Below are 22,422 nucleotides of genomic sequence, written 5' to 3'. Positions count from 1 at the left end.
TATCGCGCCCATGATTGCCAAGCCCCACAGCATCGACGTGCGCCAGCACATCCTCGACACCGCCCAGCGCATTATCGGCGGCAAGGGGTTCGCCGCGGTTGGGCTGAATGAGATCCTGGGCGCGGCCAATGTGCCCAAGGGGTCGTTCTACCACTACTTCGAGTCCAAGGACGCCTTCGGCACGGCCCTGCTGGAGAGCTATTTCGAGGTGTACCTGGCGGACCTGGACCGGCAGTTGTCGGTGCCGGGTAAGCCGGTGGTCGACCGCATGCTGGCCTACTGGCAGAACTGGATCGATACCCAGGGTGGCTGCGATCCAGAGGGCAAGTGCCTGGCGGTAAAGCTGGGGGCCGAGGTCGCCGATCTGTCGGAGGCGATGCGCGCCGTGCTGGACCGCGGCACCAAGGCCATCATCAGGCGCCTGGGCCAGGCGCTGGAGGACGGCATGGCCGACGGTTCCCTGAAGGTATCCGGCCCTGCCTGCCCTACGGCGGAAACTTTGTACCAGACTTGGCTGGGCGCCAGCCTGATGGCCAAGATTTCCCGCAGCCCCGCCCCGCTGGAGGCCGCCATGCGCGCCACCCGCATCATGCTGCACCTCGACACGCCCTATAGCACCCCTTCTTAAGGCCCAACCGCAACCCGCCGGCCTGACGGTGCGCCTGGCCAGGCCGGCATTCCCGTGACCGAACATCTAGACGACTGGTCTATTCCACCCCGCCCTGATCCTTCCCAACCAGTCCTATACCCTTCCCGTTCATTCGGAGTTTCGCATGCCCACCTTGTTCGATCCGCTGAAGATCAAAGACGTCGTGTTGCGCAACCGCATCGCCGTGCCGCCGATGTGCCAGTACAGCGCCACCGACGGCCTGCCCAACGACTGGCACCTCAGCCATTATGCCGGCCTGGCCCGGGGCGGCGCCGGCTTGGTGGTGGTGGAGGCCACCGGCGTCGCGCCGGAGGGCCGCATCACCCCGGCCTGCACCGGCCTGTGGAACGACGCGCAGGCCCAGGCCTTCGTGCCCATCGTCCGCGCCATCAAGGCGGCCGGGGCCGTGCCCGGTATCCAGATCGGCCATGCCGGCCGCAAGGCCAGCGCCAACCGTCCCTGGGAAGGGGACGATCACATCGCCGAGGGCGATCCGCGCGGCTGGGACACCATCGCCCCCTCGGCCATCGCCTTCGGCGGCACCCTGCCCAAGGTACCGAAGGCCATGACCCTGGACGACATCGCCCGGGTGCGCGAGGACTTCGTGGCCGCCGCCAAGCGCGCCCGCGACGCGGGCTTCGAATGGCTGGAACTGCACTTCGCCCACGGCTATCTGGGCCAAAGCTTCTTCAGCCGCGACGCCAACCAGCGCACCGACCAGTACGGCGGCAGTGCGGAGAACCGGGGCCGCTTCCTGGTGGAAACACTGGCCGCCGTGCGCCAGGTGTGGCCGGAGCACCTGCCCCTGACCGCCCGCTTCGGCGTCATCGAGTATGACGGACGGGATGAGGAGACGCTGGCCGAATCCATCGCCCTGACCCGCCGCTTCCGCCAGGAAGGGCTGGATCTGCTGAGCGTCAGCGTCGGCTTCTCCACGCCCAAGGGCAACGTGCCCTGGGGCCCCGCCTTCCTGGCGCCGGTCGCCGCCCGCGTGCGCAAGGAGGCCGGCATCCCCGTCTCCTCCGCCTGGGGCTTCGCCAATCCCGAGGTCGCCGACCGCGTGGTGCGGGAGGGGCAGTTGGACCAGGTGCTGGTCGGCCGCAATCACCTGGCCAACCCGCATTGGCCCTACGCCGCCGCCCTGAAGCTGGGCGTGGAGCGCCCCGCCTGGGTGCTGCCCGCCCCCTACGCCCATTGGCTGCAACGCTACGCCGTCGAAGCTTAAGGAGAATTCTTAATGACTATTGCATTGATCGCCACCGTCACGCCTAAGCCCGAGGCCGTGGACAAGGTCGAAGCGCTGATGCGCGAACTGACCGGCCACTCGCGGGCCGAGCCGGGCGCCCGCCGCTACGACCTGTTCCGCGGCACCGACGCCACGGTCCGCTTCCACGTGTTCGAGATCTACACCGACGAGGCGGCCGTCGAGGCCCACCGCACCAGCCCGCACTACACGGCCTTCCGCGCGGCCGTGGGCGACCTGCTGGCCGAGGCGCCGGTGGTGGTCTCCGCCACCCCGGTGGACACGGCGGAATAAGCACCAGGGGATCGCGGCGGCCGGATCTTGGCCGTAGCGATCCCCACCATGCGCCAATAGGGGAACTTTCCGGTAAGATGGCGCCGTCATCGGCGCCACGGCGTCATTCTATGGAAAGCACCCCATGGGCATCACCCTGCGGCACCTGGACGGCCGCTATGCCATCGTCCAATTCCCGCCCGACACCCCTGTCCCCAGCTGGTGGGAGGGCGACGGCTTCACCGCCCTGGCCCGGGACGACGAGGAACTGACGCTGATCTGCCGGGAAGAGCGGGTGCCGCAGGACGTGAAGGCCGACCGCGACTGGGTGTGCCTGAAGTTCATCGGCCCCTTCGCCTTCGACCAGGCGGGCATCCTGCTGTCCGTCATCCGCCCGTTGTCGGAGGATTGCATCGGCGTCTTCGTCACCTCCACCTTCAACACCGACCATCTCATGATCCAGGCGGAGAACCGGGACCGCACCCTGTCCCTGCTGAGGGCGGCGGGGCATAGCGTATCATAACATGACACAGTTCCACTTGTTATGTGTATCGTTTCATGATACGTGAATAATCTCAATGAATGACTGGTTGCGATGATTAAAAGCACCAAGGGCAAGATCAGTGAGGCAGTGCTCACGGGCACGTTGGCGAAAGGTTTTCCTGCGGACTTGGTGCGCGCGGCGCAGCGGAAATTGGCGATCCTTCACGCGGCGACCACCGTGGACGATCTGCGCGTTCCGCCCGGCAATCGCTTGGAAAAGCTGTCGGGAGACCGTGAAGGCCAGCATTCCGTCCGCATCAACGATCAATGGCGCGTGTGTTTCCGCTGGGACGGCCAAGATGCCCATGATGTTGAAATCGTCGATTATCATTGAACGGAGGCACCTGTGACCATCGATCCCCTGATCGCCATGCGCCCCGTCCATCCCGGCGAAGTCCTACGGGAGGAGTTCATGGAGCCCCTGGGCCTGACAGCGGGCAAGATCGCCAAGGCCTGCGGCGTGCCCCGCACACGGATCGAACGGGTGGCGAGCGAACAGACGGAAATGACGGCCGATACCGCCCTGCGTCTGGCCAAGGCGCTGGGCACCACGGCGCAGTTCTGGCTGAACCTGCAGACCACCCACAACCTGGCCCGCGCCCATCAGAGCGTAGACCTGTCGGCCGTGCAGGTGTTGCACCACGCTGCGGAATAAAAATTTGGCCGGACGCCCTTGCGAGCGCCCGGCCAGTTCACGGTGTTATTCCTTGAACCCTGAAAGGGCTCAGATTTCGGCCGTCAGTTCCGGCACGACACTTTCATCGCTCAAGTCCCTCAGAGGTTGCGGGAAATCACCAGCTTCTGGATGTCGCTGGTGCCCTCGTAAATCTGGCAGACGCGCACATCGCGATAGATGCGCTCCACCGGGAAATCCTCGACATAGCCATAGCCGCCGAAGGTCTGGATGGCGTCGGAGCAGACACGCTCCGCCATCTCGGACGCGAACAGCTTGGCCATGGAGGCCTCCTTCAGGCAGGGCTGGCCCACCTGGCGCAGGCTGGCGGCATGCAGCACCAGCTGGCGCGCCGCCTCGATGCGGGTGGCCATGTCCGCCAGGCGAAAGGCCACGGCCTGGTGCTCGATGATGGCCACACCCATGCTGGTGCGCTCGCGCGCATAGTCACGGGCAGCATTGAACGCCGCCTGGGCCATGCCCACGGACTGGGCGGCGATGCCGATGCGCCCGCCCTCCAGATTGGCGAGCGCGATGCGATAGCCCTGGCCGGGCTCACCCAGCATGGCCTCATGCGGCACCCGAACATTGTCGAACACGATCTGCGCGGTATCGCTGCAGCGCTGGCCCAGCTTGTGCTCCAGCCGGGCCACGGTATAGCCGGGGGTGTCGGTCGGCACCAGGAAGGCGGAGATGCCCTTCTTGCCGGCCGCCGGATCGGTGACGGCGAAGACCAGGGCCACGCCGGCGTTTTGGCCGTTGGTGATGAACTGCTTGGCGCCGTTGATGATCCAATGGTCGCCGTCCCGCACGGCGCGGGTCTTGAGCGCGGACGCGTCGGAGCCCGCCTGCGGCTCCGTCAGGCAGAAGGCGCCCAGCATTTGGCCCGACGCCCTGGCACGCAGATAGCGTTCCTTCTGCGCCGGGGTGCCGAACTTCAGGATGGGCGCGCAGCCGACGGAGTTATGCACACTCATGATGGTGGAGATGGCGCCGTCGCCGGCCGCGATCTCCTCGATCGCCAGAACGTAGGACAGGATGTCGGTGCCGGCCCCGCCCCATTCCTCGGGCACCAGCATACCCATCAGGCCCAGCTCGCCCATGGCCTTCAGCTCCTCGGCCGGGAAGGCACTGGTGCGGTCGCGCTCCGCCGCCCCGGGCGCCAGCCGTTCACGGGCGAAGGCGCGCGCCATGTCGCGCACCATGGCCTGTTCCTCGGTGATCAGCATGGGGTGCGTTTCCTCCTAACTTATGGGCCGGCTTGCCAGCTGCGGCCACACTAGACATGATCGATCCAATCCGAAATGACCAACCGGATCAAATCCGGTGATCGTTTTTGTCAATCCGTTAGGATGTCGTCGCGTGGACAGGATCCTCCAGGACAAGAACAGCGTCGCCCCCTATTTCGTCGAGGCGGCGCTGGCCTGCGCCACCGCGCGGGGCCTGGACGCCGCCCCCCTGCGGCGCAAGGCCGGGCTGGACAGCACGCCCACCGGCACGCGCGTGCCGGTGACCACCTACGGCACGCTGCTGCGCCTGCTGGCCCAGGTGATGGATGACGAATTCTTCGGCCTGGACGCGCGGCGCATGAAGATCGGCACCTTTTCCGTCATCTGCCTGCTGGCCCTGGGCGGCCGCGACCTGGGGCGGGCCCTCGACCTGGCTTGCCGTGGCTATAACAGCGTGTTCGACGGTATGCGGGTGGGCATCCGCCGCCAGGGCCGCCTGGCCTGCCTGGAAATCCGCGCAACGCCGCCAGGGCAACCACCGGCGCTGTTCGCGCAAGAGACGTTGATGACCTACCTGCACGGCCTAGCCTGCTGGCTGGTGCGGCGGCGCATCCCCATAGCCGCCGCCGACTTCGCCCACCCCGCCCCGCCGCATGCGGAGGAGTACAGGGTGCTCTACAGCTCCACCCTGCGCTTCGGCCAGGACGCCGCCCGCCTATGGTTCGACGCCGCCCTGCTGGCCCTGCCGGTGGCGCAGGACGCGCGCACGGCCGTCACCTTCCTGAACCGCGCGCCAGAGAATTTCCTGGTCCGCTACCGCAACCCGGACAGCTACGCCCGGCGCGTGGCCCAGATGCTGAACCACCAGCCGCCCGCCGCGTGGCCCGACTTCGACGCCGTGGCCCGCAGCCTGCGCTGTTCCCCTGCCACCCTGCGCCGCAGCCTGCGGCAGGAGGGGCGGCCCTTCCAAAGCATCAAGGACGAACTGCGCCGCCGCGCGGCCGAGGCGTCGCTGGCGGCGGGGACGGAACCCATCCCCGAGTTGGCCGCCCGGCTGGGCTTCGCCGAACCCAGCGCCTTCCACCGTGCCTTCCGCAAATGGACGGGCATGGCGCCCGGTACCTTCCGCACGGCGAGCGGCAAACACCTCAAATCAGCTTCGGGGCCGCCAGCATCGCCTCGATCTCCACGGCCGGAACCGGGCGGCTGATGAGATAGCCCTGCATCTCGTCGCAGCGCAGCAGGCGCAGCAGCTTGGCCTGGTCCGCCGTCTCCACGCCCTCCGCCACCACCTTCAGGCCCAGGCTGTGGGCCAGCTGGATGATGGTGGAGACGATGGTGGTGTCTTCCGAGCTGGCGTCGATGCTGGAAACGAAGGCCCGGTCGATCTTAAGCGCCGTCAGCGGCAGGCGGGCGATATAGGCCAGCGAGGAATAGCCCGTGCCGAAATCGTCGATATAGACCTGCACGCCCATCTCGCGCAGGGCCGCGATCTTGGGAATGCAGGCCTGGATGTCCCGCATCAGCACGCTTTCCGTGATCTCCAGATCCAGGCAGGCGCGCGCCGCCTCGTCCCGGTCCAGGCGGACCCTCATCCCGTCCACGAAATCATCGCGCGCCAATTGCAGGGCGGAAACGTTGACGGCGATGCGCGGCGGCTTCAGCCCCTGGGCCCGCCAGCATTGGAAGTCCGTCACCGCTTGGTTCATGACCCAGTCGCCCATGTCGTGGATCAGGCCCAGTTCCTCCACCAGGGGGATGAACTCCGCCGGGCCCACGATGCCGCAGCCGGGCTCATTCCAGCGGATCAGCGCCTCGAGGCCGGTGACGCGGCCGTCGCGCAGGTCGATCTTGGGTTGGTAATGCAGCACATATTGCCCGTTCTCCAGCGCGGTGCGCAGCTGGGTTTCGCGACGCAAAGCCTGGGCCAGGCGCTTGTTCATGCCCGTGGCGTAGAACAGCAGGCGCTCGCGCGTGTCCTTGGCCTTCTTGAGCGCGATCTCCGCATGGGCGAACAGCGATTCCCCATCCTCGGCATCGTCCGGGAACAGCGCCGCGCCCACCCGGGCGGACAGGCGCAGCTGCTCGCCGCCCGCCTGGATCAGGGTGTCGAAGCAGGGAAGGATCCTTTCCCGCACCAGGTGTGCCACGTCGCCCGCGCCCTTCACCTCCGGCACCAGCATGCCGAAGCAGTCGGCGCCGACGCGCCCCAGCGTATCGGTGAGGGGGGCCGCGGCGGACAGGCGGCGGGCCACCTCGCGCAGCACCTCATCCCCGATGTCCAGGCCCAGGCTGTCGTTGATGCTGCGGAATCGCTCGACATCGACCAGGATCAAAGCCATCAGCCGCCGCTTGGCCTGTGCCCGCGCCACATGCTGGGCCAGGCGGTCGGCGAACAGGCTGCGGTTCGCCAGGCCGGTCAGCCCGTCGTACAGCGCCAGGTAATCCAGGCGCAGGGCCTTGTGCAAATGGTCCAGCGCGAAGGAGATATTGCCCGCCATCTCGCGCAACAGGGCCACCTCCTGCGCGTCGAAGCGATCGGTCTCCATGGCCGACAGGGCCATGATGCCCACGGCGGTCCGGTCCATCACCAAGGGCAGCACCAGGGTGGTCATCCCCTCGACACACTCCACCGCCGCCACCGGCACTTGGTCCCTCAGGGCGGAGGCAACGATGGTGTCCAGCGGGTGCTCCGCCCTTCCCGGCGCCGAATCCACCGGCATCGGCGACAGCGCCGCCAGGCTCACGCCGTCGGCCGCCACGGGAACCACCCGTCCCTCCTCCACCAGGCCGATCCACGCCTGGTGGAACTGGCCCTGTCCGGTGGCGATGCGGCAGGCGTCGGCGAACAGCTGGTGCTGATCGTGCACGCGCACGATCAGGCCGTTGATACCGCTGAGCACCGCCTGGGCGCGGGTCAGGCGGGCGATACGCTCCTCCAGCCGCAGGCGGTCGGTCACGTCGCGGGCGATGCCCACCAGGCCGGTACCCTGGCCCTTTTCATCCACCACCGGCGCCACGGTGGCCGACACCCAGCGGTCGCCCAGCCGCCCCACCAGATCCACCACCGGCCTGCCGGTCTGCAGCACCATGCGCTCCTGCGCCTCGATAGTCTCCGCCAGGGCCGGATCCAGGAAATCACCCACCCGCTTGCCCAGGCAGGCCACCGGGCTTTCCAGGCCCAGGTCGCGGGCGGCGGCGCGGTTGACGCGCTGGAAGCGATGGGATCGATCCTTAAAAAAGATGGAGTCCGGCACGCTGTCCATCAGGTGGTGCAGCAGCCGCTGCTCCTCCAACAGGGCGCGATGCAGCTGGCAATACGCAACGGCCTTGTTCACCACCCGGCGCAGTTCTTTCGGATCCCAGGGCTTGGTGATGTAGCCGAAGATCTGGCCCTTGTTCACCGCCGCCACCACGGCATCCAGGTCGGAATATCCGGTGAACAGGATGCGCGGCGCATCCGACAGGCGGCTGGCGATGCCCAGGAATTCATGGCCGCTCAGGCCCGGCATACGCTGATCGGAAATGATGGCCGACAGGTCGGACTCATGTTCCAGCAGCTTCAGCGCCGCCTTGGGCGAGGTCTGCAGCAGGACGCGAAAGTCATCCTCAAGCAGGTCTTCCATGGCCGCCAGCACCTGGGGCTCATCATCGACCACTAGGATGGTTTTGGCGTCCTTGCCCTGGGGCATGGCTAATGTCCCTCCGCCTTGCGCGCCAGCGTGAGCAGCCTGGCGGCGATATCGTCCGGCTTCAGCACGGCGGTGGCACCGCCCAGGGCTATGGCCGCCCCGGGCATGCCATGGACGATGCTGCTTTCCTTGTCCTGCGCGAAGGTGACCGCGCCCGCGTCGCGCATCTCGCGCAGTTCCATGGCGCCGTCCACGCCCATGCCGGACAGCAGCACGCCCACGGCGCGGGCCCCGTGCACCCGCGTGACGGAGCGGAAAAAGTGCGACACCGCCGGCCGGGCGCTGTTCTCCGGCGCGCTGTGATCCAGCTTGATGGTCCCGTCCATGCTCAGCCCCATATGGGCGTTGTCGGGCGCCAGGTAGAAATGCCCAGGGCGCGGCACGTCGCCCGCCTTGGCCACCTGGACCGGCAGGGCGGACCCGCTGGCCAGCCAGTCGGCGAAACCGCCCACGAAACCGGGGGAGATGTGCTGCACCGCGAGCAGCGGGATGGGAAAATCCGCCGGCAGGCCGGCCAGGATGGCCTGCAGGGCCACGGGGCCGCCGGTGGATGCGCCGATGGCGACGACGGCCGGCCGCGTGCCGCTTGGCAGGGTGGCCTCCGGCATGGGGCGGGCCACGGGTTCGCGCGGCAGCTTGGACGGGTTGGCCCAGCGTCGCACCACCTTGACCTCGGCCATCAGGCGCACCGTCTGCGCCAGTTCCGCCGCCTCGATGGCCTGGCGGGGGTGGCCCACGCCCACCGGGCGGTGGACGAAGGCCACGGCGCCGGCGTCCAGGGCGCGGAAGGTCGCCGCCACATGGTCGCTCATGGTGCTGCTGACCACCACGATGGGGCAGGGCGTTTCTTCCATGATGCGGCGGGTGGCGGCCAGGCCGCCCAGGCGCGGCATGTGGATGTCCATCGTCACCACGTCGGGGCGATGGCGGGCCACCGCCTCCACCGCCTGCAGGCCGTCGACAGCGATGGCCACCACCTCGATGTCGGGTTCCCCCGACAGGATGGAGACCAGATATTCACGCAGCGTGGGTGAGTCTTCGGCGACAACGACCCGAATCATTAGAGGCTTTCCTTAGACCAAATGACTGACGATTTGCAGCAGGTTGCCCTGGTCGAAACTGTCCTTGACCAGGTAGGCGTTGGCACCGGCATCAATTCCCCGTTCCTTGTCCTCGCGTGAGCCCAGCGAGGTGATCAGCACCACGGGCAGCTCGGCCAACTTGGGGGTGCCGCGCACCTTGGTAGTCAGCTCGAAGCCGCCCATGCGCGGCATCTCCACATCCGACACCAGCAGATCGAACTCTTCCCCGCCGGTCAGGACGGCCCAGGCGTCCACCCCGTCCACCGCGGTGCGCACCTGATAGCCCGCCGCCTCCAGCAGGTTCTTGAACAGCGTACGTGCAGTGATGCTGTCTTCTGCAATCAATATGGACTTTTTTCGCGAGATGGCCACCGTCGGCCGCAGGGTCGCGGGCGCCTGGGCCGCCCCGGCCAGCAGATCCGGGATGTTCAGGATCAGCGCCACCTCGCCCGTGGCCAGCACGCTGGCGCCGGTGACGTAGGGCGCCCGGGCCAGCTGCGGTCCCAGGCTTTTCATCAGCACTTCCTGTTCATCGCGCACGCGGTCGACGATGAAGGCCGTGGCTTGGCCGCCCCGGCTCAGCACCGCCACGGTGTAGTGGCTGGGCGGCGCCTGGTTGCCGCGGGATGGCGCCAGGCCCAGCACGTCGGCCAGCCGGACCAGGCCCAGGGTGCGGCCATCCAGCACCACGGTCTCCCGGTTCTCCACCGTGGCGATGGCGCCCAGGGCCACGCGTGCCACCCGTTCCACCCCACCGGTGGGCAGGATGAAGCAGGCGCCCTCGACCTCCACCAGCACCCCACGGAAGCTGGCCAGCGTCACCGGCAGGCGGATGCGGAAGACGGTGCCCAGGCCCACGGTGGATTCCACCGCCAGGCCGCCACCGAGCCTTTCCACCTTCTCCTGCACGATGGGCAGGCCCAGGCCCCGGCCGGACACGTCGGTCAGCAGGCCGCTGGTCGACAGGCCGGACCGGAAGGCCAGCGCGCGGGCCGCGTCGTCGTCCAGGGCCGCCGCGGCCGCCGCCGTCATCAGGCCCTGTTCCGCGGCGGCGTGGCGCAGGCGCGTCACGTCGAAGCCGCCGCCATCGTCGGCGATGGCGATTTCCGCCCGCCCCGCCTCGGTCTGGGCGACGGTGATGGCCAGCGTACCGCGCGGGGCCTTGCCCTTGGCCTCGCGCGCCTCCGGCGGTTCGATGCCGTGGGCGATGGCGTTGCGCACCAGGTGCAGCAGCGCGTCCTTCATCTCTTCCTGGATGCGCCGGTCGATCTCCAGGTCCCCGCCCCGAATGATCAGCTCCACCTCCTTCCCCTCGGCCCGGGCGAGGTCGCGCACCAGGGGGGCCATGGGGTCCAGCAGGGCGGACACCGGCACCATCAACACCTGCTTGGCCTCGTCCAGCAGGCTGTCCAGCATCTTGCCCAGGATGCGCAGATCCTGGCGGCCGGCATTGGCCAGCTGGGCGATGCGGCCGGACAGCCAGCGCAGGGTGTCGCCCTGCTGCTTCAGCAGGCGGGCGGCGGGGCTGTCCTCAGCCTCCTCCAGCCGGCGGCGGGCGCGCTCGTGCGAGCGCACGCGCTCAGCCACCTCCGACGCCAGCCCGCCCAGGTCGGCCACCTGGCGGCCGGCCGCCAGGCGGGCGGACACCAGCTCCTCGGCATGGCGCAGCAGCGTGTCGACCTTGGAGGTGGCGATACGCAGGGTAGGCCGGCTGCCGACGCGCGGCGCGTCCGGCGCGGGGGTATCGGCCGGCGGCGCCTCTTCCGCCGGGGGCCGGGGCGGCGGCTCCGTCCGGGCGGCGGGCTCGGCCGGCGCGGCGGCCTTGGCCACCGGCCCCCGCCCCTCGGCATAGGCCTCCAGGGCCGAGACCAGGGCGTCCTGGTCGGGCCCGGCCACCACGCTGCCATCCAGCAGGCCGCGCACCCGGGCGTAGCCCTGGTGCAGTAGATCCATGCCGCCGGGGGTCAACGCCAGCCTGCCCCCCTTCAGGGCGGCGAAGACGCTTTCCATGGCATGGCACACGGCCACCACCGCGCCCAGGTTCACCGCACGGGCGGCACCCTTCAGGGTGTGCACCTCGCGGAAGGTGGTCTCCACCAGCTCCTGCGCGCGCTCACGCGGGGGCGACTGCTCCAGGGCCAACAGTCCGGCGGCGATGGCGGAGAGGTGCTCCTCCGCCTCCACCTCAAACATGGCCAGCAGCCTTTTCAGGAGCTGATCGTCCGACTGGCTCATGGGCCGGTCCTCAGGCCTGGTACTGGCCGGTGACGGTCTTCAGCTTGTGCCCCAGCTCGTTCAGGTTCTGGGCGGCGGTCTCGGCCTGCTTGGTGGCGTTCATGTTCTGCATGCTGGCCTGCTTGATGTTCTCCATGGCCAGCGCCACCTGGTCGATGCCCACCTGCTGCTGCTGGTTGGACGCGGCGATCTGGGTGGCTGCCTGGGTCGCCACGGCGATGCTCTGGGCCAGGCGGTCGATGGCCTCGCCCGCCGCCACCGACTGCTTCACACCGGCGTCCACCGCCTTGCTGCCCTGTTCGGCGGCCAGCACGGCCGTGGCCGTCGCCTTCTGGATGTCACCCAGGATGGAGCGCACCTGGGTGGTGGCCTGCTTGGACTGTTCGGCCAGGCTGCGCACCTCCTGCGCCACCACGACGAAGCCCTTGCCCTGCTCGCCGGCCCGCGCCGCCTCGATGGCGGCGTTGACGGCCAGCAGGTTGGACTGCTCGGCCAAGTCGTTCACCGTGGCCACGATTTCGCCGATGGCCTGGCTCTGCTCGCTCAGCTGCATGACCGCCTCGGCGATGGCCATGATCTGCTCGCGCACCCTGGTGATGCCCTCGATGGACTGTTCCACCGCCTGCTTGCCGTTCTGGGAGATCTGGGCCGTGTTCTGCGCAGTCTGCGAGACATACAGCGCCTTCTCGCTGGACACCTGGGAGGTCTTCTTCACCTCCTCCATGGTGGCGCTGGTCTGGGCCAGGGCTGTCGCCGTCTCGGCGGCGCTGGCCGCCACCTGGGCGGTGATGGTGACGATCTGGCTGGACGCCGTGCCCAGCACGTTGGTGCCGTCGCGCAGGTCGCGCATCAGCTGGCGCAGGGTGCCGGCCATCGCGTGGAAGGTCCGGCCCAGGCTGCCCACCTCGTCCGCCCGGTCGCTGACTTCGATCGCGCCCGCCACCGTCAGGTCGCCGGCGCCGATGCGCTCAGCCGTGGTGGTGATGGTGCGCAGGGGGGTCGCGATGTTGCGGCCCAGGAACAGGCCGGCCACCACGACGAAGACAGCCGCCACCAGGGTGCCGACGCCGATGACCAGCACCGTGCTTTCAGCGCTGGCCGCCGCCGCCGCCTCCCGCGCGCGCAGCAACTCGCCCTCGCCCGCCTGCATGGTGGCGACGATACGGCGGATGTCGTCCATCGACTGCTTGCCCCGGTCGCTCAGCACCACGGCCTTCGCCGGCTCAAATCCCTGCAGGCGGCGCAGGTCGATGGTTTCCTTCAGTTCCGCTGCTTTGTCCTTGAGGGGGACACGCAGGCGTTCCAGGTTCTGTTGCTGTACAGGGTTGTCCAGGGTCAGGGTCGCCACCGTCTGCAGCGCCTGCTCCATGGCGTTCAGGCCCTGCCGGTAGGGTTCCAGGTAGCGATCCTCACCCGTGATGAGATAGCCGCGCTGGCCCGTCTCCATATCCTGCACCGCGGTCAGCAGGCCCAGCAGCCGCGCCTGGACCTCATAGGAATGGGAGCGCAGCGTGGTGGTTTCCGTCAGCTGGCGGATGTTGCCGTACGAGGTGGCAGCCACCACGAGAAGAATGAACAGGACGCTGCACAAGCAGATCCAGATTTTCATTCCGACAGAGTACTTCATGACCGGCGCTCCCGAGGGGCTGTGCGTGGACGGTGGACTGTTTCGAGGATGGATGGACGATGGCGGCGGCTCAGCCCGACCAGGCGGCGGACCTGCCCTCGACGGTGAGCTCCGGATCGGCCAGCAGGCGCTGGGCATCCAGCAGGGCGAGATGGGGCGGCAGGACGCCGACGAGATAATGGCGCTGGCGCCCGGTGACGACACTGGGCGGCGCCTGCACCCTGGCGCGGGGGATGCGGGAGACACCGGCGATGGATGTCACCAGCAGGCCAAGGGCGCCCCCGCTTTGGCCGGGCGTCTGCGCCTGGCCCAGGACGACAACGCGGCGCAGTTCCGAAGACGGAACCGCGCCCAGATCCAGCAGGCGGCCCAGGTGGACCAACGGCAGCACCTGGCCGCGCACGGTGGTCACGCCGGCGATGAAGGACGGCGCCTTGGGCACGGTCGTCAGCCCGTTGAGGGCCAGCACCTCCGCCACCGCCGCCGTCTCGAAGCCATAACGCTCCTGCCCCACCGTGAATTCCATGTATTCCAGGACGTCGCCGTCATCCTCCAGCACGGGGGGCCTGGCCAGTTCCAGCCCGCGCCGATGCAGGATGCGGCGCGTCGTCTCCTCATCCGGGACCCAGCCGCGCTCCAGCGCCGCTGCCCAGCCGGCCAGACGGCGGTGAATGTCCTCCCAGTCGATGCCCCGCCCTTCGGCGGCCCGGTCCAGGACCATGCCTTAGAACTCCCCTCCCGTGGCCTGGCCCAGCGCCGCATGGGCGTGGGCGGCCACGTCCATCAGCCGCCCTACCGTCATGCCTTCCAGATCCGGCAGGATCTCCTCCGGCCGATGGCCTTCCAGCAGGCCCATGATGTTGCGGTAGTGCTTGCGCGCGTCCCGCACGCGGCCCTGGCTGCGGGCCAGGTTGGCCATGGCCAGGTGCGTGGCGATGGATTGCGGCGCCAGGAAGAGCGCGCGCTGCAGCGACGCGGCCGCGGCGGCGGCATCGCCCCGTTCCTGCTGGATCATGGCCAGCAGATGGTGCGCCTCGGCGCTGACCCGGTTGTGGTCCAGCACCCCCTGGCACCAGTGCGCCGCCTCCGCCAGATGGCCCTGGTTGGCGTAGCTGCGCGCCAGCAGCAGCATGGCGGCGTCATCCGCCGGCGCGAAGGCCAGCCGCGCCTCCAGCTGTTCCACCGCCTCGCCATAGCGCCCCTGGTCATAGAGGGAGCGGCAATGGTCGAGGCTGGGCACAGGGGGCTTGACGGCGGCGATGGGCGGGGCCGTCACCGGCAAGGCGGGCGGTTCCGGCACCGGGGATAGCGGCAGGATGGGGAAATGCTGGGTGACGGGCGCAGGGGGTGCCGCATGCGCCGGCAGCGGCAGCTTGCGGTATACGGTGGCGCCCTCGAAGGGCACGAAGGTCAGGGGGGCGAACATGGGCGGGGCGCCATCGACGGAGCTGGGCAGCAGCCAGCCGTTATCCACCAGCGACCGCGCCAGCCGCCGCACCACCCGGTTCGCCTGCGCGCCGTTGAAGTACATCAGCACGTTTCGGCACAGGATGACGTCCATGGCGTTGGTGTTGCTTTCCAGCGCCGGATAGGGATCGTCCACCAGGTTATGATAGGAGAAGGTGACCATGCGGGCGATGTCGGGGCTGATGCGATAGCGCCCACCCGGCAGGGGGGTGAAATAGCGGGTCCGCATGGCCGGGTCCACGCCGCGGAAGGACCATTCGCCATAGACGCCCTCCGCCGCCCGCCGCAGGAAGCGGGGGTTCACGTCGGTGGCCAGCAGCGTGACGGTCCAGTCCGCCCGGTCGGGCAGCAGCGTGTCCAGCAGCATCGCCAGGCTGTACGCCTCCTCCCCCGTGCAGCAGGCCGCACTCCAGATGCGCAGGGACAGCAATCCCATCGCCCGCCGCTCGGCGATCAGGTCCGGCAGGATCTGGCGGCCCAGGGCCTCGAAACTTTTGGGTTCGCGGAAGAAATAGGTTTCACCCACGGTCAGCTGGCCGGCCAGGGCCTCCAACTGCACCCGGTCGGGGCCACCCGCCGTCAACCAGTGCTGCACGGCCGCCAGCGTGCTGGGATAGCCCAGCTCCACCGCCGCCCGCTCCAGGCCGCGTTCCATGTCGGTCCAACGGTCGGCCGGGAAGTACAGCCCGATGCTGGCGCTCAACCGGTCTGACATGGCGGCCAGCAGGTTCTCCGGCAAGGTCCGGTTCATTCACCGTCCCCTTGGGCGCCGTCCCCCCGGGCGCCGTCCCCCCGGGCGCCGCCCCCTGGAGTGCGGTTCACGGTCATGCCGTTTTTGGCCGCCAGCGCCTGGGCCAGCTGCTCCTCCTCCGCCGCCGATAGGAAACGGTCCAGATCGTGGATCAGCAACAGGCCATCCGACAGCCGCACCACGCCGACAATGGCGTCGTCCGCCCCGGGGACCACGCCCTGGGCCGACACCCAGTCGATCGGCGCGCCCGCCACCGTGCCCACCACGCTGTCGACCAGCAGGACGACGGTGCGGCGCAGCCCGCGCGCCACGATCATGTGGTCGCTCAGCGACAGGGGGCGGCTGTCCAGGCCGAAGCGGCGGCGCACGTCCATGACCGGCACCACCTGGCCCTGCAGGTTGATGACGCCACGCACCAGGCCCGGCGCGCCCGGCAGGGGCGTCACCGCCACGGCGCGCACCGCCCGTTCCACCATGGCCAGCGGCAGGCCATAGGCCTGGCCGTCGAGGTCGAAGCGCAGAAGGAAGGCGCTGGCGCCTTCCGACGTGGCGGGGCCCGTGGTCAAGCCCCGCTCAACCATGGGCGTCCCCTTCCCCACCCGGCAACCCGACCGTGGCGGCGGTCAGCAGCAGCTTTTCCAGATCGACGGGCTTGCTCAGGAAGACCTCCAGCCCCACGGCGCGGCAGCGTTCCCGCTCTTCCGCCGTGACCCCGGCGGTCAGCACCACCAGGGGCGGCAGCGGCCGATCGGGCGTACGCTGCAGGGCGCGAATCCGCGTCGTGGCCTCCAGCCCGCCCATGACCGGCATGTGCATGTCCATGAACACCAGGTCGTAGGTGCCGGTGTCCACCGCCTGCACGGCGGCAGCGCCGTTATCCACGATCTCCACCTCATGCCCAACGCCGCGCAGGATGGTGGATACCAGGATCTGCGTGGACCGGTCATCCTCCACCAGCAGGATGCGGCGACCGCCCCTGGCGCGGCCCGAGGGGACCTCGGCCTCGACCCCGGTGAGCGGCGGCAGCGCCGCCGCCTCTTCCGCCGGCACGGCCAGCGGCAGTTCGAACCAGAAGCGGCTGCCCTGACCCGGCACGCTCTCCACCCCGATGCGCCCGTCCATGTGCTCCACCAAGCGGCGGCAGATGGCAAGACCCAACCCCGTGCCGCCGAAACGGCGGGCCGTGGTCTCGTCCACCTGGCTGAATTCCTCGAACAGGCCGGACAGCCGCTCCGGCGGGATGCCGATGCCGGTATCGGTCACGGACACCCGCAGGCGTGACGGCGCGCCCCCCAGGCCGGCCGGCGGCGGCAGCACTTCCGCCGTGAGGCTGACGCTCCCGGCCGGGGTGAACTTCACGGCGTTGGTCAGCAGGTTCAGCACCACCTGGCGCAGCCGGGTGGGATCGCCCATGATCTTGGCGGGCAGGGCGCTGGTCACCGCGGAGTTGAACGCCAGGCCCTTGCCGCTGGCCGAAGGCCGCACCAGGGCGATGCAGTCATCCACCAGGGTGCGGAAGTCCAGGGGCAGGTTTTCCAGGGTCAGCCGCCCGGCCTCGATCTTGGACAGGTCCAGGATGTCGTCCAGCAGGCCCAGCAGGGTGCGGCCGGCTTCCGCCTGCAAGGTCAGCAGGCGGTGCCACTCGCCCGGGCTGACGCCGCCACGCAGCAGCAATTCGGAGAAGCCGATGACCCCGGTCAGCGGCGTGCGCAGCTCATGGGCCACGGTGGCCAGATAGCGTGACTTGGCCTCGTTGGCCATGTCGGCGGCCTTGCGCGCGGCCAGCAGGTCGCGGGCCGTGGCCGCCAGATCCTCCGTCCGCTCCGCCACGCGGCGCTCCAGCGTCGCGTGCGCCTCGCTCAAGGCCTGTTCCGCCTCCTTCGCGGCGGTGATGTCGCGGGCGATGGTGACCAAGCCCTCGGTCGCCCCCTCGCCGTCCTTGAAGGTGGAGCGCACGACTGAATACCAGCGACGGCGCGATGGCGCCTCCGCCGATGCCGGGGCGTCCTGCTGGGTGTCGGTGACCGTGATTCCAGCTTCCAGGGCAGCCTGGTCCGCCGCCTCGCGCCGCACCGCTCCCTCGGCCCCGATCTCCTGGTCCGTGCGGCCGATCAGGTCGTCGGGGTTGTCCACGCCCAGGGCCTTGGCATGGGCCACGTTGCTGCGCAGGTAGCGCAGGTTCTTGTCCTTGAAGGCGATGGGATCCGGCACGCTGTTCATCAGGTGCGACAGCAACAGCCGCTCCTCCGCCAGGGCGCGGCGGACGGCGCAATGCTCCGCTGCCTCACGAATCAGGCGGCGCAGCCGGTCGGGCGTCCATGGCTTGGGCAGATAGCCGAAAATCTGGCCGGCGTTGACGGCTGCGCCAAGGGCGTCGATGTCAGTGTAGCCGGTGATCAGCACACGGGTGGCATCCGACAGCTCACGCGCCCAGCGCAGGAACTCATGCCCGGCCATGCCCGGCATACGCTGGTCGGAAATGATGACTAGGGGGGCGATGTCGTCGCCCTCCAGCATGGCCCGGGCCTTCAGCGGCGACGTGCTGGTCAGGACATAGAACTCGTCCTCCAGCGCGTCGGCGACCGCCGTCAGCACCTCCGGCTCATCGTCCACCACCATGACGGTGGGCAGCACCTGGGCGATCATTATGCTTCCCCCGGCATCGCATGCGCCGCGTGCGCAGGACCAGGCGGGGTCGGCGCGTCGGTGGACGCCCCGTCCATGGGGATCTTGATCACCACCTCTGTACCCCGCCCCTCGTCACTATGGAATTCCAGCCGCCCCCGGTGGCGCTGGATGATGCTATAGGAAATGGAAAGGCCAAGGCCAGTCCCTGACCCCACTGGCTTGGTGGTGAAGAACGGCTCGCAGATGCGGTCGCGGATGGCAGCGGGAATGCCGTGGCCGGTATCCCGCACGGACAGGCGGAACATGGCCCCGTCCCGGCCCGTCGCCAGGGTGATGGTGCCCGTCCCCTCGATGGCGTCGATGGCGTTGCCCACCACGTTCATCAGTACCTGGTTCAGCGGCCCCGGCTGGCAGGTGATGCGCTTGGGTCCCTCATACCGCCGCTCAACCGTGATTCGATCCGACAGCTTATGCTGCAGCAGGGTCAGCACCGACTCCAGGCTGTCCTCAATCTCCACCTCCTTCACCTCCGCCTCGTCCAGGCGGGAGAAGGTGCGCAGCTTCACCACCAGGTTTTCAACCCGGTCGATGCCCAGCCGCATGGCGTCCAGCCGCTGGCGCATCTTGTCCAGATCGCGGGCGCCCTTGTCCGACAGGTGCCCTTGCACCTCCGGCGTGATGGCCTCCAGGCAGCGCAGCACGGTACCCAGGTGGTTGCCGACGAAGGCCAGCGGATTGTTCAGTTCATGCGCGATGCCGGCCACCAGCGCGCCCAGCGAGGCCATCTTCGCCGCTTGCACCAGCTGCGCCTGGGTGCCCTGCAGCTCCTGATAGGCCTCCGCCAGCTCGGCGTGCGACCGCTCCAGCGCCTCCGTCATGGCGGCGCGTTCCTGGGCGATGCGCCGTTCGTCGCGCGTGCGCTCCAGTTCCAGTTCCTTATCCCGGAATTCGCCGCTGATGCGCAGGTTCTCCTCATGCAGGAACTTGCGGCGCAGCAGGGCACGGATACGGGCCTTCAGGATTTCACTCTCGCCGGCCTTGCCCACGAAGTCGTCGGCCCCCGCCTCCAGACCGCGCATCATGTCCTCCTTGTTGTCGCGGGAGGTCAGGATGATGATCTGGAACAGGCGGTCATGCTGGCGGCGCATCCGGTCCAGATGCTGGCACAGCTCCGTGCCGCTCATCTCGGGCATGACCAGATCAACCACGACGCAGTCGAACTTCTCCTCCGCCATGCGGGCCAGCGCCTCGCGCCCGCTGGAAACGCCGATTACCTCGTGCCCGTCCTCCTGCAACTGGGCGGTGATGAAGAAGAGGTAGGTGGGGCTGTCGTCCACCACCAGAAGGCGGCTCTTGCGGATGTCCACCGGCGCCTGGACCGCCGCCGCCGTGGTCTTGCGCAGCAGGGCGCCCACCCGGCTCAGCAGGATGTCGGTATCGACCGACTTGGGCACATAGGCGTCGGCGCCGCTGTCATAGCCCTGCCGCTCCCGGTCGGCGGCGTGGCTGTCGGTCAGCATCAGGACCGACAGGCCGCGCGTGCGCATGTCCATGCGCACGCGGCGCACGAATTCGTCGCCGTTCATGCGCGGCAGGTGGTAATCGACCATGGCCAGGTCGGGCATTTCCCGGCCCAATTGCTCAAGCGCGCTTTCGGCGTCCCCACAAACGGTGACGGACCATCCCTGGCGCTCCAGCATCATCTGCAATTGCAGGGCCTGCGTCGGCGAATCCTCGACCAGCAGGACGCGATGCGTGGACCCGCCCGTCATAGGCCGGCCCAGCCCGCCGCCATCCGCGCGGCGCGCCCTCGCTGATCCATCATTTCCGTCTCCAGGCCGGAACCCACCACGCACTGCCTTTTCCGGGACATCCCGCGTCCCATCTTGGTTAAGGGGAAAAGTGCCGGTTTCTCAAACCGTTTTCCACCATTCCCTGATGCAGGGGAAACCGTGGCGCGTGGCCGCCCCCCTGTCGACTGATGCGTCATGGGTACCCCGTGCGGGAGAACAGGGGGCCGGACATCAGGGCGCCCCTGGGATCACCGGGAATCATAGGCGGCGGCGTCCGTCCGTGCGCGGGCTCATCCGCATAGATTTCCACCGTGGGCGCGGCACATCGCCCCTGGACCACAGCGCCAGCCCGCCCTCTCATAATTGCGCGGTGGGCATCCCATATGGGACGGTGGACCTGAAACCGGCACGCCCAGATCAAGGACTTGAGCGCACCCATGAGCAACACGCCCACCGACACCGACATCGCCGCCGGCGCCGGCACCGCTGAGAATCCCCTGCTGGCCACCACCGGCCTGCCCGCTTTCGACGCGGTGAAGCCGGAGCACGTGGCCCCCGCGCTGGAGGCCGCCATCGCCCGGCACGAGGCCGTGGTCCAGGCCGTCATCAAGGGAGGCGACCGGGGCTTCGACGCCGTCTGCCGCGCCATGGAACAGGCGGAGGCGGAGCTGTCCGACCTGTGGGCCACGGTCAGCCACCTGCACAGCGTCGCCGACACGCCGGAGCTGCGCACCGCCCACGCCGCGGCGCTGGAGCGGTTGATCGCCTATTCCTCCTCCGTCGCGCAGAATCCCGACCTTTACGCCGCCTACGCCGCCGTGGACCCGTCGGCCCTGGGCCCGACGGAACGGCGCCTGGTGGACCTCAGCCTGCGCAACTTCAAGCTGGGCGGCGTCGCCCTGCCCCCGGCCGAGCGTGAGCGCTTCGCCGCCCTGCAGGTGGAGCTGGGCCGCCTGCAGACCGCCTACAGCAGCGCCGTGCTGGACGCGACCGAGGCCTGGGTGGAGCACATCACCGACGAGGCCCTGCTGGCAGGAGTGCCCGAGGCCGACAAGGCCATGCTGGCCAGCCTGGCGGCGGCGCGCAACCTCGACGGCTGGGCCGTCACCCTGCACCAGCCCTCGGTGCGCGCCATCCTGACCTATGCCGACAACCGCGACCTGCGCGCCCGCGTCTACCGCGCCTATGGCACCCGCGCCTCCGATCAGGGCCTGAAGCCGGAAACCTTGGACAACAGCGAGCGCATGGGCGCCATCCTGGCCCTGCGCCGCGAAGCGGCGACCCTCCTGGGCTTCATGGACCCGGTGGACCTGTCGCTGGCCACCAAGATGGCGCGGTCGGGTGCCGAGGTTGTGGATTTCCTGCGCGACCTGGCCCGCCGCGCCCGCCAGCCGGCGCTGGCCGACAAGGCGCAGCTGGAGGCCTTCGCCCGCGACACCCTGGGCATCGACGCGCTGGAGCCCTGGGACAACGGCTATGTGGCGGAGAAGCTGCGCCAGGCGCTGCACAGCATCGATGACCAGAAGATCAAGGCCTACTTCCCCCTGCCCCGCGTGCTGGACGGCCTGCTCGCCCTGCTGCGCGACGTCTTCGGCATCACCCTGACGGAGGAGGAAGGCATCCGCGTCTGGCACAAGGACGTGCGCTACTACACCCTGTCGCGCGACGGCGTGCCCTTCGCCGGGCTGTACATGGACCTGTTCGCCCGCACCGGCAAAAAGGGCGGCGCCTGGATGGCGGTATGCCGCGCCCGCCTGAAGCGCCAGGACGGGACCCAGCTGCCCGTCGCCTATCTCAACTGCAACTTCGCCCCGCCGGCGGGGGGCAAGCCCAGCCTGCTGAGCCACGGCGACGTGCTGACCCTGCTGCATGAGATGGGGCACTGTCTGCACCATGTGCTGAGCGAGGTCGATTACCCCTCCATCAGCGGCGTCACCGGATTCGAGTGGGACGCGGTGGAGCTGCCCAGCCAGCTGCTGGAGAACTTCGCCTGGGACCGGCAGGTGCTGCGCTCCATGTCCGGCCATGTCGATACCGGCGAGCCCCTGCCCGACGCCCTGTTCGACGCCATGCTCGGGGCCCAGCGCTTCCAGGCGGCGCTGGCGCTGCTGCGCCAGGTGGAGTTCGCCTTGTTCGACCTGCAGATGCATCTGGACGCCGGCATCACCGACGCCGCCGGCATCCAGGTCCTGCTGGAGCGGGTACGGGCGGAGGTGGCGGTGCTGACCCCGCCTGAATGGCACCGCTTCGCCCACGCCTTCACCCACATCTTCGCCGGTGGGTACGCCGCCGGCTACTACAGCTATCTGTGGGCAGAGCGGCTGTCCCTGGACGGCTTCGGCAAGTTCCTGGAGGGCGACAGGGCGGCGGCTGGCGAGGCCTTCCGCGCCCAGGTGCTGGCCGTGGGCTCAAGCCGCCCCGCGCTGGACAGCTATATCGCCTTCCGGGGGCGCGAGCCGGAAAACGACGCGCTGCTCAAGCGGTATGGTCTGGCGGCGTAAGCGGTGCCGTCAGAGGGCGGGCGCGGCCATCCGGCC

General features: G+C 69.1%; 18 protein-coding genes. 8 read left to right on the top strand and 10 right to left on the bottom strand.

Annotated elements, in window-relative coordinates; translation table 11 throughout:
- Positions 1–10: 10 nt before the first annotated feature.
- The 6 genes from P5F91_RS24025 (at position 11) to P5F91_RS24000 (ending at position 3,363) form a co-directional block, all read left to right on the top strand.
- Positions 11–628 (top strand): TetR/AcrR family transcriptional regulator, encoded by a 618-nt coding sequence (locus P5F91_RS24025; protein WP_277908471.1) that lies wholly within the window; start codon positions 11–13, stop codon positions 626–628.
- A gap of 145 nt (positions 629–773) precedes the next feature.
- The gene (locus P5F91_RS24020) at positions 774–1,874 is read left to right on the top strand and encodes an NADH:flavin oxidoreductase/NADH oxidase (RefSeq protein ID WP_277908470.1); all 1,101 of its coding nucleotides are present in this window, start codon (positions 774–776) and stop codon (positions 1,872–1,874) included.
- A gap of 12 nt (positions 1,875–1,886) precedes the next feature.
- Complete coding sequence (locus P5F91_RS24015; RefSeq protein WP_277908469.1) at positions 1,887–2,186, top strand: putative quinol monooxygenase; 300 nt, start codon at positions 1,887–1,889, stop codon at positions 2,184–2,186.
- Positions 2,187–2,310: 124 nt separating this feature from the next.
- Complete coding sequence (locus tag P5F91_RS24010) at positions 2,311–2,688, top strand: ACT domain-containing protein (RefSeq protein WP_277908468.1); 378 nt, start codon at positions 2,311–2,313, stop codon at positions 2,686–2,688.
- Between the two features lie 72 nt (positions 2,689–2,760).
- Complete coding sequence (locus tag P5F91_RS24005; RefSeq protein ID WP_277908467.1) at positions 2,761–3,042, top strand: type II toxin-antitoxin system RelE/ParE family toxin; 282 nt, start codon at positions 2,761–2,763, stop codon at positions 3,040–3,042.
- Positions 3,043–3,054: 12 nt separating this feature from the next.
- Complete coding sequence (locus P5F91_RS24000) at positions 3,055–3,363, top strand: HigA family addiction module antitoxin (protein WP_246134646.1); 309 nt, start codon at positions 3,055–3,057, stop codon at positions 3,361–3,363.
- A 119-nt stretch (positions 3,364–3,482) separates the two neighbouring features.
- Here P5F91_RS24000 and P5F91_RS23995 read toward each other — a convergent pair whose 3' ends face one another.
- Positions 3,483–4,610 carry an acyl-CoA dehydrogenase gene (locus tag P5F91_RS23995; protein WP_277908466.1) on the bottom strand — a complete coding sequence of 376 codons (1,128 nt, stop codon included), beginning with the start codon at positions 4,608–4,610 and terminating at the stop codon, positions 3,483–3,485.
- A 133-nt stretch (positions 4,611–4,743) separates the two neighbouring features.
- Between P5F91_RS23995 and P5F91_RS23990 the strand changes: the two genes are divergently transcribed.
- A complete protein-coding gene (locus P5F91_RS23990) occupies positions 4,744–5,820 on the top strand; it encodes an AraC family transcriptional regulator (protein WP_277908465.1) in 1,077 nt (358 codons plus the stop codon).
- On the opposite strand, the gene P5F91_RS23985 is transcribed toward P5F91_RS23990, so the two are convergent.
- The 9 genes from P5F91_RS23985 to P5F91_RS23945 all read right to left on the bottom strand — a co-directional run bounded on the left by P5F91_RS23985 (position 5,759) and on the right by P5F91_RS23945 (position 19,864).
- The gene (locus P5F91_RS23985; protein WP_277908464.1) at positions 5,759–8,302 is read right to left on the bottom strand and encodes an EAL domain-containing response regulator; all 2,544 of its coding nucleotides are present in this window, start codon (positions 8,300–8,302) and stop codon (positions 5,759–5,761) included. The two genes, P5F91_RS23990 and P5F91_RS23985, sit on opposite strands and share 62 nt — an antisense overlap.
- A 2-nt stretch (positions 8,303–8,304) precedes the next feature.
- Complete coding sequence (gene cheB / locus P5F91_RS23980; protein ID WP_277908463.1) at positions 8,305–9,363, bottom strand: chemotaxis-specific protein-glutamate methyltransferase CheB; 1,059 nt, start codon at positions 9,361–9,363, stop codon at positions 8,305–8,307.
- A 12-nt stretch (positions 9,364–9,375) separates the two neighbouring features.
- Positions 9,376–11,619, bottom strand: a complete 2,244-nt coding sequence (locus P5F91_RS23975; protein ID WP_277908462.1) for a hybrid sensor histidine kinase/response regulator — start codon at positions 11,617–11,619, stop codon at positions 9,376–9,378.
- 10 nt (positions 11,620–11,629) lie between these two features.
- Positions 11,630–13,246 carry a methyl-accepting chemotaxis protein gene (locus P5F91_RS23970; RefSeq protein WP_186454492.1) on the bottom strand — a complete coding sequence of 539 codons (1,617 nt, stop codon included), beginning with the start codon at positions 13,244–13,246 and terminating at the stop codon, positions 11,630–11,632.
- Between the two features lie 70 nt (positions 13,247–13,316).
- Positions 13,317–13,967 (bottom strand): chemotaxis protein CheW, encoded by a 651-nt coding sequence (locus tag P5F91_RS23965; RefSeq protein ID WP_145608168.1) that lies wholly within the window; start codon positions 13,965–13,967, stop codon positions 13,317–13,319.
- Positions 13,968–13,970: 3 nt separating this feature from the next.
- Complete coding sequence (locus tag P5F91_RS23960; RefSeq protein ID WP_277908461.1) at positions 13,971–15,464, bottom strand: CheR family methyltransferase; 1,494 nt, start codon at positions 15,462–15,464, stop codon at positions 13,971–13,973.
- Entirely contained in the window at positions 15,461–16,045 is a 585-nt protein-coding gene (locus P5F91_RS23955) for a chemotaxis protein CheW (RefSeq protein ID WP_277908460.1), read from the bottom strand. The genes P5F91_RS23960 and P5F91_RS23955 overlap by 4 nt, the downstream gene beginning before the upstream one ends.
- On the bottom strand, positions 16,038–18,110 hold the full coding sequence (locus tag P5F91_RS23950) for a response regulator (RefSeq protein ID WP_277908459.1): 2,073 nt from the start codon (positions 18,108–18,110) through the stop codon (positions 16,038–16,040). Before P5F91_RS23950 ends, P5F91_RS23955 begins: the two co-directional genes overlap by 8 nt.
- Entirely contained in the window at positions 18,110–19,864 is a 1,755-nt protein-coding gene (locus P5F91_RS23945; RefSeq protein WP_145608176.1) for a response regulator, read from the bottom strand. Before P5F91_RS23945 ends, P5F91_RS23950 begins: the two co-directional genes overlap by 1 nt.
- Before the next feature lie 458 nt (positions 19,865–20,322).
- On the opposite strand from P5F91_RS23945, the gene P5F91_RS23940 reads away from it, so the two are divergent.
- Positions 20,323–22,386: a M3 family metallopeptidase gene (locus tag P5F91_RS23940; protein ID WP_277908458.1), complete on the top strand. Its 2,064-nt coding sequence runs from the start codon at positions 20,323–20,325 to the stop codon at positions 22,384–22,386.
- Positions 22,387–22,422: the final 36 nt, after the last annotated feature.

Source organism: Nitrospirillum amazonense (genome assembly GCF_029594735.1).
GTDB lineage: Bacteria > Pseudomonadota > Alphaproteobacteria > Azospirillales > Azospirillaceae > Nitrospirillum > Nitrospirillum amazonense.
Note: the sequence above shows the minus strand (reverse complement) of the source record. Positions and strands in the feature narration are given on the sequence as shown.

Coding starts and splice junctions, on each gene's coding strand:
- P5F91_RS24025 (WP_277908471.1), top strand. CDS start 11: ATGATTGCCAAGCCCCACAGCATCGACGTGCGCCAGCACATCCTCGAC.
- P5F91_RS24020 (WP_277908470.1), top strand. CDS start 774: ATGCCCACCTTGTTCGATCCGCTGAAGATCAAAGACGTCGTGTTGCGC.
- P5F91_RS24015 (WP_277908469.1), top strand. CDS start 1,887: ATGACTATTGCATTGATCGCCACCGTCACGCCTAAGCCCGAGGCCGTG.
- P5F91_RS24010 (WP_277908468.1), top strand. CDS start 2,311: ATGGGCATCACCCTGCGGCACCTGGACGGCCGCTATGCCATCGTCCAA.
- P5F91_RS24005 (WP_277908467.1), top strand. CDS start 2,761: ATGATTAAAAGCACCAAGGGCAAGATCAGTGAGGCAGTGCTCACGGGC.
- P5F91_RS23995 (WP_277908466.1), bottom strand. CDS start 4,610: ATGCTGATCACCGAGGAACAGGCCATGGTGCGCGACATGGCGCGCGCC.
- P5F91_RS23985 (WP_277908464.1), bottom strand. CDS start 8,302: ATGCCCCAGGGCAAGGACGCCAAAACCATCCTAGTGGTCGATGATGAG.
- cheB (WP_277908463.1), bottom strand. CDS start 9,363: ATGATTCGGGTCGTTGTCGCCGAAGACTCACCCACGCTGCGTGAATAT.
- P5F91_RS23975 (WP_277908462.1), bottom strand. CDS start 11,619: ATGAGCCAGTCGGACGATCAGCTCCTGAAAAGGCTGCTGGCCATGTTT.
- P5F91_RS23970 (WP_186454492.1), bottom strand. CDS start 13,246: ATGAAGTACTCTGTCGGAATGAAAATCTGGATCTGCTTGTGCAGCGTC.
- P5F91_RS23965 (WP_145608168.1), bottom strand. CDS start 13,967: ATGGTCCTGGACCGGGCCGCCGAAGGGCGGGGCATCGACTGGGAGGAC.
- P5F91_RS23960 (WP_277908461.1), bottom strand. CDS start 15,464: ATGAACCGGACCTTGCCGGAGAACCTGCTGGCCGCCATGTCAGACCGG.
- P5F91_RS23955 (WP_277908460.1), bottom strand. CDS start 16,045: ATGGTTGAGCGGGGCTTGACCACGGGCCCCGCCACGTCGGAAGGCGCC.
- P5F91_RS23950 (WP_277908459.1), bottom strand. CDS start 18,110: ATGATCGCCCAGGTGCTGCCCACCGTCATGGTGGTGGACGATGAGCCG.
- P5F91_RS23945 (WP_145608176.1), bottom strand. CDS start 19,864: ATGACGGGCGGGTCCACGCATCGCGTCCTGCTGGTCGAGGATTCGCCG.
- P5F91_RS23940 (WP_277908458.1), top strand. CDS start 20,323: ATGAGCAACACGCCCACCGACACCGACATCGCCGCCGGCGCCGGCACC.